This is a genomic window from Slackia equolifaciens (assembly GCF_003725995.1).
Taxonomy (GTDB): Bacteria; Actinomycetota; Coriobacteriia; order Coriobacteriales; family Eggerthellaceae; genus Slackia; species Slackia equolifaciens.
Genome location: NZ_QIBX01000024.1, coordinates 26,148 through 38,511, shown reverse-complemented (window position 1 = coordinate 38,511; position 12,364 = coordinate 26,148). Strand labels below are relative to the sequence as shown.

At 61.0% G+C, this 12,364-nt stretch carries 8 protein-coding genes; all 8 read right to left on the bottom strand.

What is annotated here, in order from left to right:
• Positions 1–453: 453 nt before the first annotated feature.
• The 8 genes from DMP06_RS10510 to glmM all read right to left on the bottom strand — a co-directional run bounded on the left by DMP06_RS10510 (position 454) and on the right by glmM (position 12,192).
• Positions 454–1,410, bottom strand: a complete 957-nt coding sequence (locus DMP06_RS10510) for a ribose-phosphate diphosphokinase (protein WP_123209684.1) — start codon at positions 1,408–1,410, stop codon at positions 454–456.
• 502 nt (positions 1,411–1,912) lie between these two features.
• Positions 1,913–3,343 (bottom strand): bifunctional UDP-N-acetylglucosamine diphosphorylase/glucosamine-1-phosphate N-acetyltransferase GlmU, encoded by a 1,431-nt coding sequence (glmU, locus tag DMP06_RS10505; RefSeq protein ID WP_123209683.1) that lies wholly within the window; start codon positions 3,341–3,343, stop codon positions 1,913–1,915.
• 246 nt (positions 3,344–3,589) lie between these two features.
• Positions 3,590–4,639 (bottom strand): tRNA (guanine(46)-N(7))-methyltransferase TrmB, encoded by a 1,050-nt coding sequence (gene trmB, locus DMP06_RS10500; RefSeq protein WP_245962493.1) that lies wholly within the window; start codon positions 4,637–4,639, stop codon positions 3,590–3,592.
• Between the two features lie 299 nt (positions 4,640–4,938).
• Entirely contained in the window at positions 4,939–6,540 is a 1,602-nt protein-coding gene (locus DMP06_RS11770; RefSeq protein WP_245962492.1) for an ABC transporter ATP-binding protein, read from the bottom strand.
• 8 nt (positions 6,541–6,548) lie between these two features.
• Positions 6,549–7,430, bottom strand: coding sequence for an ABC transporter permease (locus DMP06_RS10485; RefSeq protein WP_123209682.1), 882 nt, complete (start codon positions 7,428–7,430; stop codon positions 6,549–6,551).
• Entirely contained in the window at positions 7,420–8,592 is a 1,173-nt protein-coding gene (locus DMP06_RS10480) for an ABC transporter permease (protein ID WP_123209681.1), read from the bottom strand. Before DMP06_RS10480 ends, DMP06_RS10485 begins: the two co-directional genes overlap by 11 nt.
• 215 nt (positions 8,593–8,807) lie before the next feature.
• Entirely contained in the window at positions 8,808–10,472 is a 1,665-nt protein-coding gene (locus DMP06_RS10475; protein WP_123209680.1) for an ABC transporter substrate-binding protein, read from the bottom strand.
• A 346-nt stretch (positions 10,473–10,818) separates the two neighbouring features.
• Positions 10,819–12,192, bottom strand: coding sequence for a phosphoglucosamine mutase (gene glmM, locus DMP06_RS10470; protein ID WP_123209679.1), 1,374 nt, complete (start codon positions 12,190–12,192; stop codon positions 10,819–10,821).
• Between the last annotated feature and the right edge of the window lie 172 nt (positions 12,193–12,364).

The following is a 12,364-nucleotide window of genomic DNA, read 5'->3' as shown; positions in this document are numbered from 1 at the left end:
TCCTGTAGAGTGTCCATGGTGGCCGTTGCCTTTCTCTCGAATCGGTTACCTTCGCAACGATCGATTCTAGGCAATGGCCGCTTCTCCTTCAAAGCGGCCCGTGACACCAACTTTCGGCACGCGATCATCTGTTGGACTTTTTTCGGGCGATTCGGTTGGCCCGAGGGCTTTCGTGAGCGAAAAATACTCGGATGAGGATTACATACTTAGGAAAACTGGCAATGTCGCCATGCGACGGCGACAAATTGGATAACATACTTCGATTTTTTGCCAAGACAATTCCACAATCTCGCCCCGAAGTTTGGCGATCCTTCCGACAACTTAGCTTTCGGCGAATCGGCTCGAGCGATCCCGCCCGATCCACAAAAAAATGGGCGCCGCCAAAACGACGCCCATTCATATTCGTCTTTTGATGCAGCTACGTAAGCAGCAAAACAACCAGGTTGGACGCCACTACGCGAACAGCGAAGCAACCGAGCCGTTTTCGTAGACGTTCTTGATGGTCTTGGCAAACAGAGGCGCCACAGACAGCACCTTGATCTTGCCGGTCTGACGCTCGAGAGGCACAGGCACGGCGTTGGTCACTACGACCTCCTCGATGCAGGAATTCTCGATACGCTCATATGCCGGGCCGCTGAACAGGCCATGCGTCGCGCATGCGTACACCTGCTTGGCTCCGCGCGCCTTCAGCGTGGCAGCGGCGGCGACAAGCGATCCACCGGTATCAATCATGTCGTCATTGAGAATGCAGATCTTGTCGGTCACATCGCCGATCAGCGCCGTGATTTCGGCCTGGTTATGCTTCGGGCGATCCTTATGCATGATGGCGATGTCGCAATCCAAAAGCATCTGGAACTTCTTGGCAGCCTTAGCGCGTCCCACATCGGGAGAGACCACGCACACCTCTTCGAAATTCAGACCCTTGTTCTTGAAGTAGTCCACAAAAATGGGCATGGCGGTCATATGGTTCACCGGCATGTCGAAAAAGCCCTGGATAGCATCCTGATGCAAATCGATGGTGACGATGTTGTCAACGCCAGAGGCGGTAATCAGGTCGGCGACGAGCTTGGCGGTGATGGGCTCGCGCGGCGCAGCCTTGCGCTCCTGGCGAGCGTAGCCGTAATGCGTAACCACGGCAGAGATGCTGCGGGCAGAAGCGCGCTTGGCGGCATCGGCCATAATCAGCAGCTCCATCAGGGCATCGTTGATGTGCGGACCGGCGACGGACTGAATGAGGAACACATCGGCGCCGCGCACGCTTTCCTGGTAGCGCGCGTAGATCTCGCCATTGGCAAACGTCTCGAGCTTGACGTTGCCCAGCGACATGCCGAGCTCCCGGGCAATCTGCTCGGCGAGTTCGGGATTCACCGAACCGCTGAACAGCATCAGGTTCTTTTCCATCTGGGTCATGTTTTGCTCCTGCCTTGTCACGTGGGCGCATCATCTGCAAGCTGCGCCATTCATTTGCGCATACAGTTTTATTATCGCGCAACTCTTAACAAAAAAGGAGCAGCAGATGCTAATCGAAAAAATCTTGCATGATGCCGACGGAAATCGGAGGCGGCATTGCGATTCTCGTTCTCGATGAGCGTCTCCTGCAATCGAGCGCAAAGCTGCCGGCAGCGCCAGGTGGTATCGGAACAAAAAGCGCCCCGTCCGTTCGCGGACGAGGCGCAACACCAGCCCAAGCAACGCTGCCCCACATAATGCCCGCCTGTGCGATTTCACGCCCGACAAGGCGGGCACCGCCCATTCGCGGACAAAGTGCGGCCAAACCGAGCGTTATGCATCCTCGTGACGAAGGCAGCACACACGACAAGTGGGCCAAGCCAAACAGGCTCGCCAGAGCATGCCGCCAAGACCGCCGGCGCCCCATCGCCCGAACGGCACTTGCGAAGTTCACCCAGCCGCGCTACTGCGCTTTTTCCTCCTTTGCGGCCTTGAGCTTGGCCATGTGCTTGGCGGCCCAGCCGGGAATCTCCTTCTGCTCGTTGCGCTCAAGCGCCAGCGCATCGGGCGCCACATCGTGCGTGATGCAGGAAGCCGCGCCAATGATGGCACCCTCCCCAATGGTCACCGGCGCCACCATCATGGTGTCGCTGCCTACGAACACATTGTCACCGATGACGGTCTTGTTTTTGTTCACGCCATCGTAGTTGCATGTAATAGACCCGGCGCCGATGTTCACGCCCGCACCCATCTGCGTGTCCCCGATATAGGAGAGATGCGGAACCTTGCTGCCTGCGCCGATGGTGGATTTTTTGATCTCGACATGCGTGCCGGCCTTCGCGCCCTCACACAGGTGCGCACCCGTGCGCAGATACGCACGAGGGCCGCTAGTGGCCTTGTCATCGATCTGGGCGCCCTCCGCCACCGTTTCATCCACACGGCAGCCGCGGCCGACCACCGTGTCGGTCAGGCGCGTATTGGGGCCAATCACGCTATCGCGACCCACAGACGTGGCGCCCAGCAGCATCACATTGGGCAGAAGCTCCACGTCGTTCTCGAGCGTGACGTCGGGGCCGATCCACACCGTGGCAGGATCCCACATGGTGACGCCCGCCGCCATATGACGCTCGTTGATGCGGCGCTGCATAGCACGTGTGGCTTGGGCCAGCTGGATGCGCGAGTTCACGCCCATGGCCTCCTCGGCATCCTGGGTCATGAGCGCCAGCACCTCGCGACCGTCGTTGCGGCAAATCTCCAGCACGTCAGTGAGGTAGTACTCGCCCTGCGCGTTATCGTTGGACACGCGCGAAAGGGCGTCGAACAGGGCCGGCGCGTCGAAGGCGTAAAAACCGGCGTTGCACTCGGTGATGGACGCCTCCTCAGGCGAGGCATCTTTCTGCTCCACGATGCGCGCAACCGCGTCGCCCGCGCCTTCGCGCACAATGCGGCCGTAGCCGAACGGATCGTCCATATGCATGGTGAGCACCACCACGGCGGCGTTCGTCTGCTCGCGTTTGGCCACCAGAGCACGAATGGTTTCGGGGGTAATCAGCGGGCAGTCGCCGGAAAGCACCACGAGCGTGCCGGGGGCGATGGCGCCATCGTTGCCGGTCATGGCATCGCGGGCGGCATTTACAGCGTCGCCCGTGCCCAGCTGCTGGGTTTGCATAACGATGGTGGTATCTCCCTCCACGAGCGGAGACACCTTATCGGACATATGACCGAGCACGCTGATCACCTCGGACATGCCTGCGTCATGCGCCGCGTCAACAACCCAGCGCACCAGCGGCTTGCCCAAAACCTCGTGGGCCACCTTGGGCTTTTCGGACTTCATGCGAGTACCGGCACCCGCAGCAAGAATCAACGCTTTCGCATTAAGGGATTTCGCGTCCATCAAGAACCTTCTCTCGGTTGCGCTTCCAAGCGGCAGGCAAAAAGGCCGGCCACCTCATACCGCTCGCCAGCGAATCCTTGGCTCCGCCGCAAGCATGCCGTCGCGCATGAGGCACGACGTTCACGGGCAAGCAGTATACCAGTCGCGCATGAACACTCCGTAGAGACGCCGGGATGAGGCGCCGCAAGGTACGTGCGCGGGCGGGCGCAGCTAAACTACCGGCCGCGACCATTCGGGCGTGCGCAGCTAAACTATCGGCCGCGTCCATTCGGGCAGGCCCTTGGCGCGGCAGTTCGCGCGACGCCCCCGCATGTTGGCCACGCACCCCTGCATGCCATGAGGAACGTAATCAAGGTCCTCTATGTTTTCGGGCAGATAGCTCACCAGGCTCAAAGGCGCGGTTTGCTCCACGCGCTCGGGCGCCGGCCCCGGCACAGCCTCGAATCCGCACGCCGTCGCCCCTTGGGCGGTTAACTTGGACTCGTAAGCGCTCATCGGCTCGTCCGGGAACATCGCGCGCACATCATCGGAGCTCCACCGCAGGTCATAACCGGCAATCTCAAGCTGCGTAAGCGAGAAATCACGAAACGGCAGGCTATCGGTGCGCAGCCTCAGCGACGCCCCAGGTGCCAAAATCTCACGATAGGCCATCAGGCGGTCGAGATAGGTCAAGCGCAAGTGCGCCTTTTTCTTTTTGGGAAACGGCGTGGGGAAATTCATAAGGATGCCGTCCAGCTCGCCCGGGCCGAACAGCTCGCGCAAATCGGGGTCGTCCGCGTATATGAACACCGCATTGGTCACGCCCTCGGCCACCGCAAGCTCGGCGGCGCGCATCACGCAAATCTCCTCCACGTCTAGGCCAACGAACAGCACGTTTGGATGCAGATTGGCCACCGCCACCGTATATTCGCCCTTGCCGCAACCTAAATCGAGTATGACGCGATTCCACGTTTTTTGAGAGAAATCCCTGATAGGATTGAAGTTTCCAAAAGCGTCGGACGCACCTTGCCCGCACGTGTCGCTGCGAACAAAAACGCCATGAGCACCATTGCCGGCCCCGGCAGGCTGCATGACGCCGGTGTTTTGAGCGGGAGCCTGGCATGCCGCATGGCGAGCACTCGATCGCGCTGCCTTCCACGCAGCAACGCCCGCAGCACCCGACATGCACATTGCGGGCGACCACGCATGCCAATGCCCCCTGCACGACTCCGGATAAAACTCCACCGCCTGCGCGCATGCGGCAAGATGCTCTTCGAGCGAAAAATCCTTAGGCAAACGGGAACGCGGAGTGCGCACGATATCCTCCTTGTGAGGGAAGCGACGGCTATTCCGGCAACACAAAAGAGCTGGGTTGCCGGAGAGAAATTGCCGGAACGCTGAAATTCATTGGGCTTAGGAGCTCGTCCGAGCGGAAATGCTCGCCCGGACACGAAAGCTCGCTGGATGTGGAAGTATAGCAAGCGTCTGACAAGCGCGCCACAATCCCGTTGCCGCCAACGAACCATCGTGCTGCAGCCCCATAGGCGGGTATCTTCATCCCGACACGCGCGATTGCGGCGCTTGGAATCTGCGCTCTCAACCGCGCAGGCAGCCGCCTACTCGTCCAAATCAGTTAGCTTGACCACGCGCGTCGCAACGCGATCAACGAGTGACGGCGAATGGCTCACCAGCACAAGCCCCATTTCGTGCCGCTGGGTGAACTCGACGAGAAAGCGCCATATCTCGTCTTGCGCCACCGCGTCGAACATCGCCGTGGTCTCGTCGCAAATCAGATACCGCGGGTTGGCGGCCAGCGCGCGTGCGATGCAGAAGCGCTGCAGCTCGCCGCCAGAAAGCTCATGCGGATGGCGGCTCATCCACGCCTCATGTATGCCCAGCCCCTGTACGATCTCGTCGCCCACAGGGCCAGCCTCCTCCATGATGGCGCGCATGCGCATACGGGGGTCGACCATGGTTTCAGGATGCTGCCCTATAAGCTGAACGGGGCATACGCCCCGAAGAGGCAATGCGGCGCCGTCCACCAGAACGCTGCCCTCGTCGGGCGCAAGATACCCCGCAAGAATGCGACACAAGGTGGTTTTGCCGAATCCGCTCGGCGCAATAAACGCCACTCGCTCCCCAGGCTCGATGCGCACGCTAAGGTCGTCGAACAGCTGCCGTCCGCCCGGATAGGAGAACGACAAACCGCGCACCTCGAGCGCGCGTGCCGATGCGTGCTCCCTGCCAGATGCGAGGTGTTGGCCCTCGGTTGCGCACGCCTCGCCATTTGTTGCCTTACCGATCCGATCGCCGCCGAACACCGCGCGCCAGAGCTCCCGCGAAAACGGATGCCGCAAGGCTTCAGGCGATCCGAACGCCGCCGCCGATGTTTCCTCCACCACCGTGCCCTCCTTGAACACGGCAATGCGGTCGGCCACGCGCAGGGCAAGCTCGATATCGTGTGTGATCAGCAGCACGCCGCCGCCCTCGCTCGCAAACGCACGAAGGTCGTCGAGCGCGCGCACCGCCAGATCGAGATCGAGCCCGGGCGTCGGCTCATCCGCCACAATAAGACGCGGCTCGTCGATAAGCGCGCAGCACAAAAGCACGCGACGAGCCATGCCCCCCGAAAGCTCGAACGGATACATCTCCTCAACCTCGGGGCGCAGCCCGTAACGCTCGAACAGCTCACGCTGCATGCGCGCACGCCGCTTTGCGTCGGAAGCATCGCGCGCTACGCCTCGCACCTGCCTGCCCACCTTCATGAGCGGATCAAGATGCGACACGCTCTGCGGCATCAGCGAAATACCCCGCCCGCGCAGGCGCGCCAAATCTGCCGCATCGCATCGCTCGCCGTCGAACCAAACGGTGCCGCGCGCTTCGGCGTTGGGCTCGAACAGGGCAAAAACCGCATCTGCAAGAAGCGTCTTACCCGATCCGGACGCACCCACAACCGCCACGACCTCCCCGGCGTGAACCGACACGCTCAAATCCTTAATGGCGGGCACCAGACGTTTTTTGGCGCGAAAGAAACGTGGCTCATCGGGGTCGTACATCGAAAAGCCCATGCTCAAGTTTTCCACCTGCAGCAGATGGTGTCCGCCAGCATGGTGCGAGGCGGATGCATGGCTGTGATGGTGATGGAACTCCGCCGACGCATGCGTCAGTCGCTCGTGATCGAGCACGCCAGAGGAAATATCGTCGCGCTTGCCTTGCATATCTCCTCCTACTCCTGCGATCTGTGCGGGTCAATGAGCGCCCGCAGACTCGATCCCGCAATGTCGAAGACCAGTACCACCGCAATGAGGGCCAGCCCTGGAAACACCGCCAGCCACCACATGCCGGCAGAAAGATACGTCATCGACTCGCTAAGAATCACGCCGATAGCGGGCTGCTCGGGCGGCAGGCCGAACCCCAGAAACGTGATGGACGCCTCATGCAGAATCGCATGGGGAAACATGAGGATAAGCCCCACCACGTACTGAGGGAACACAAATGGAACCATATGGCGCACGGCGATGCTTACGCGGCCTTTGCCCAACGCGCGCGCCGCCTGAATATAGGGAGCCTGACGACATTGCAGAATCTCGGCACGCACCACGCGGGCGAGACTCGGCCAATGTGTGATTGCGATGCCCACCGCTACGCCCCAGAAACCTTTTCCCAAAGCATAGGAGATGAGCACCAGCAGCACGATATGGGGAATGCCCAGCATGAGATCGATCAGCCAGTTGACTACCACATCCACCTTGGGACCCCCCAATGCGGCAGCCGCTCCCAGCACTACGGCGATAATGGACGAGACCACGGCAGCCGCCATGCCCAAAAGCACACTCGTCGAAAGGCCGGCAAGGGTGCGCGCTAGCATGTCGCGCCCCATCCAATCGGTGCCGAAGGGATGCATAAGGCAGGGCGCAAGATTCTTCGCCTCAAAATCAACCGCAGATGCAGCCGGCGTTAACGCAATGCCCGCAACCACCACGGCGATAAGTGCGCACGCTGCAACGACGCACGCAACCAGCGCGGCCATGCGGTTCGAGCCCGATTTCTGCGGAAGATGAAGGATGGCGCCCTTGGTGGCATAGCCTTCTTGCCAGCTATTCAGCATGGGGCTCCCCTTTCATTCGGGCGCCTTCGCACGCGTCGGCCTCTGTCCCGCCGCCCGAGTATCCGCTCTCGTCATGCCGATGCCTTACGCGCTCGCAAGCCAAAACAGCGCCGCGTCCCGCGTCATCGGCGTCATCGGCACCGTTTCTCTCGGCAGCTCTTCCCCCGCCGGCGCGTTTGCCGCCTTCGCCGGCGCGCACACGCATGCGCGGATCGATTGCGCCATACAGCAGATTGGCGATCAGGTTGCCCGTGAACACCAGCGCCGCCGAAACGAGCGCTATCCCCGCCAAAAGCGACGCATCTCCGCCAAGGCCGGCCGTAATGGCCGCCTGCCCCAGCCCTGGATACGAAAACACCTGCTCAACCAGCACCGATCCGCCAAAAATCTCCGAAAAGGAGGCGAACTGGAGCGTGATGGCCGGCAGAAGCAAGTTGCGCAGCCCATGACGCCTCACAATGCTTGCGAGCCCCTCGCCGCGCGCGCGGGCGAATCTCACGTAATCGGACTCCATGACATCGACCAGCTTCTCGCGCGTGTGGAGCGCGATGTTCGCCACCCCAGAAAACGAGAGGACGAGGGCCGGCAGGGCAATGTGGTAGGCGGCGTCGGCAAGCGTCACCTCAGATGCAGCCACTCCCACCGGCGCCGAGAACCCCATGGGGAACCACCCCAGCCATACCGAAAACACCATAAGCGCCACCAAGCCCAGCCAGAACGTAGGCGTTGAAGCCAGCAGGTAGCAATAGCCCTTTACCAGTTTGTCGGGCCAGCGACCGCGAAACGCCCCTGCCACGATGCCCAGCACAATCCCCAGCACGCCGCTCGCCACCCAGGCGATCGCCATGAGCGCGAGCGAATTGAGCGCACGGGTTGCAATCACGTCGGCAACTGGCGCATTGAAGCGCAGCGATGTGCCCATGTCTCCTTGAAAGATTGCGATGAGCCAGTTCAGGTATCGCTCCCAAAACGGCGTATCCGCTCCCCAGTACGCAGCAAGCTGCGCCTGCTTTTCATCGGACATGCCAATGACGGCCGCCTGACCCACATTCGCCTGCACCGGATCGACGGGCGAAGCGCTCACCAGGGCGAACACAACCAAGCTGACCGCCAGCATCAGCAGCACAAACCGCACAATCTGTTTGAGCACAAAGTTGAGCACAGTATCCTTTCGATGAATAAACGGGCGAAACAGGGGGACGCGGGTCGGCTTCGGCGGCGCTGAGGGGTGCGCGGAAGCACTCGGCTTTCTCAAATCGGTCTTATTCAAAAGCCGAAAAGCCTAGTGAGGCGCATAGCGAGCGCAGCGAGCGGTAGTCGAACGCGTGTTCCGCGCACCCCTCAGCGCCGCCGAAGCCGACCGTGGGCGCCAGCCCCCTAGTTCCAACTCCACCTATCCACGTTGTTCGCCAAGCTCCAGCCATGCCCATGCGGATGCGGCTTTTGCTCGGCCACCGTGAGCCCATCGCGCATGAAATACAGGTGGTCGACGTTCACGAACCATACCCACGAAGCGTCGCCCCGCGGCGCGAACCCCGTCTCGCCATCCCATTGGGCGCTCTTCCAGTAATCGTAGGAATCCTCCACACGCGGCTGCGCGAGCGCCTCGTCGAGATAGTAATCCACCGACGCATTATCCAAACACGCATAATTGCCGGAACCATCGGAATAATTAAGGTTGTACACCTCGATAGGCGAATTGCTGCCCCAGCCCCACACGATTGGATCGCTGAACTGGTGCTGATAAAGCACGTCCCAGCTGTCGCCGATCACGTTCGCCCTGATGCCTATCTCCTCCATCTGGCTGGCAAACTCATTCGCGATGGCCTGTCGCACCGAATCGCCCGCAGCATAGTACAGGTCGAACTCTGCACGCACGTCGCCTTTGGCAAGCACGCCGTCGTCGCCCATAACCCAGCCCGCATCGGCAAGCATTTCCTGCGCTGCTTCCACATCGCGCTCGCATTTCATGTCGTCGCTCGACCACGGCATCCCATCGCTCACGCTGTACGCAACACGCCCATAGCCATTCAGCACGTGGTCGGCCACTGCCTGGCGATCCACTGCGTAATTGATGGCACGGCGCAATGCGAGATCGCACGTAACCGCGTTGCCCGTGGGGTACTCGGCGCCCTGATGTTCAATCGTGCCACCCGGCTCCACAACCGGAAGCGAGATGCCGCGCGAATCCACCGAAGCACAGTTCAAAAGCGTATAGCCCTGCGGTACGCCGGCCGCTAGCGTTGCGGAGGTATAAGCGACATCCGCCTGGCCCGCCTGCGCCGCCGCCAAGGAGGCGTCCTCCTCAACAAACAGCACCACCACGCGCTCCATGAGAGGAGCATCGCCGTAATAGTCGGGATTGGCGCGTAGAATGACCTGCTGGCCACGGTCCCACTGTTCGAGCATATAGCGTCCCGACCCTATTGGGTTGGAGCCGTAGTTCTCGTCATGGGCGTGAGCGGGAACGATGCCCACCACGGCCAACGTATACAACAACGCGTTGAACGGCTTGGCCATCTTGATGACCACCGTGGTATCGTCTACGGCTACCGCCTCGTTCACCATGGTGAGGTCGGCCTGCGAAGCGGCGGATTCTTTGATTCCGTTGATGGTAAAGGCGACATCCTCCGCCGTTAGGGGCTCGCCATCGGTGAATTTCACGTCATCGCGAATGACGAACGTCCACTCCATGCCATCGTGAGAGCATTCGTAAGAAGTGGCCAGGTCGTTCGCGAACTCCAGGTTGGCGTCGGTGGTAATCAACGTGGATTGGATTAGGGGTTCGTGCACATGCTCGCCGCAGCCCCACGAGATGAACGGGTCGAAGCCTGCCGACGGCTCGGAGCTCGGCGTCATGGTGATGATAACCTGGGATTCCCCGTTGGGTCCCGTTCCCGTCGACGCGTCGGATGACCCCGTCGACCCCTGCGAGCCACCCGCGCAGGCGGAAAGTATGCCACCTAATGAGAGCGCCATCGCACCCGTTGCCGTCATTTTCGCGAACCCTCGACGGCTCATTCCCTTTGAAAGCTTGCTCATGGCTCCTCCCGCTTCTCCGGCAGCACGCTATTCATGTCGAAACATTCCACGCCTCAGAGCTCCGCGTCGCAATGGGCATGGACACACGGGCGTGTTTGACCGCGCAGTGTTACGAATTCAGATTTCGTAACACTATAATAGTAACGCAGTGTTACGAATTCAAGATTCGTAACACCGATACCTCAATTTCTCGGCAACTGGAGCAAAATGCTGCACATTTGCACCTCTGCGCGTTCGCCCCAGCCGTATCGACGCGCCGATGCGTCGGCGCACTTCAAGCCAGCAAATAAAAGAGTCGGCCGCAATACGCAACCGACTCCTCTTCCTGAATATGCCGACAGCTCGTTTAGCCCAGCTGTTCCTCGACAACTTTGGCGATAGCCTTCGCATGGGCGTCGGCGGCCTCTTGCGTTTCGGCCTCCACCATCACGCGCACCACGGGCTCGGTGCCGCTTGTACGCACCAGCACACGGCCCGTATCGCCCATTTCGTCCTCTGCAGCATGCACGGCATCCCAAATGGGGCCGTTGCCCTCAAGGGCATGCTTGTCTTTCACGCGCACGTTGATCAGCGTCTGCGGGAACTTGGCCATCACCTTGATGGCCTCTTCAACCGGCTTGCCGCTGCGACGCACCGCCGCCAGGAACTGGCAGGCCGTCACCAGACCATCGCCCGTGGAGTTGTATTCCAAAAGAATCATGTGGCCCGACTGCTCGCCACCCACAGCGTAGCCGCCCTCGCGCATGGCCTCCAGCACGTAGCGGTCGCCCACCTTGGTCTGGATGACCTCAATACCCTCGCGTTCCATGGCGCGCACGAAGCCAAGATTGGTCATCACGGTAGAAACAGCAACGTTGCCCGGCAGCGCGCCGCGATTCTTGAGGTCAACCGCCAGCACGGCCTCCACGATATCGCCGTCGATTTCGGTGCCGTCGGCAGCCATCAGCATCACGCGGTCGGCGTCGCCGTCGTGCGCGATGCCCACATCGGCGCCGCATTCCTTCATAAGATCTGCGAGGGGGCCCAGATGCGTGGAGCCGCATTCCACATTGATATCGGTGCCGTCGAAATCATCGTTAATCACCGTGACCTCGGCACCTAGACGGCGCAGCGCCTCGGCACTCGTGAGCGAAGACGCGCCGTGGCCCGTGTCAAGCGCCACGTGCAGCCCCTTAAAATCGACGCCCTGCGATTCAACGGTCTTCACCGCGTGATCGATATAGATCTCGCAGGCATCCTCCACCTCGATGGCAACGCCCACCTGAGCACCCACCGGCATAGACGCTTCCTCGTCACCGGCCTCTTTCGCGCGCGCTACTCGGCCTTCCAAGCCGCCGCCGCTGATGAATTCTTCTATTTCGTCCTCTACCGCATCGGGCAACTTGTAGCCCTGTGCGTCGAAGAACTTGATGCCGTTGTACTCCGGCGGGTTATGCGAAGCAGAGATGACAATGCCTCCATCGGCATGCAGCTCACGCACGATCAGCGCCACGGCAGGCGTGGGAATAACGCCCGCGAGAAGCGCATCACCGCCGCCGCTCGTAATGCCGGCGACCACGGCGGCCTCAAGCATATCGCCGCTTTTGCGTGTGTCTTTGCCAACCACAATGGTCTTGCCCATGAACGACGCCGCCGCTTGACCAAGACGATACGCCATTTCGCAGGTAAGCTCGGAGTTTGCCACCCCGCGCACGCCATCGGTTCCAAAAAGTCGAGCCATAGATGCTCCCATCCCTCATGCGCTCAGCGGGCGCGCGGTCGCCTTTGCCCGTCGCTTGCGAACCAAGACCGCGTGCCAAACGCTCAAACGCATCTGACGCATCCGCCGCAGACACGCCCGTGCACGCCCGCGTTAATCCGGCCCCTGTTCATCCGCCGCTCTTCGCGCTAAG

Excerpts from the sequence above, each read along its gene's own strand:
- DMP06_RS10510 (WP_123209684.1), bottom strand. The coding sequence starts at position 1,410 with ATGACCCAGATGGAAAAGAACCTGATGCTGTTCAGCGGTTCGGTGAAT.
- glmU (WP_123209683.1), bottom strand. The coding sequence starts at position 3,343 with ATGGACGCGAAATCCCTTAATGCGAAAGCGTTGATTCTTGCTGCGGGT.
- DMP06_RS11770 (WP_245962492.1), bottom strand. The coding sequence starts at position 6,540 with ATGCAAGGCAAGCGCGACGATATTTCCTCTGGCGTGCTCGATCACGAG.
- DMP06_RS10485 (WP_123209682.1), bottom strand. The coding sequence starts at position 7,430 with ATGCTGAATAGCTGGCAAGAAGGCTATGCCACCAAGGGCGCCATCCTT.
- DMP06_RS10475 (WP_123209680.1), bottom strand. The coding sequence starts at position 10,472 with ATGAGCAAGCTTTCAAAGGGAATGAGCCGTCGAGGGTTCGCGAAAATG.
- glmM (WP_123209679.1), bottom strand. The coding sequence starts at position 12,192 with ATGGCTCGACTTTTTGGAACCGATGGCGTGCGCGGGGTGGCAAACTCC.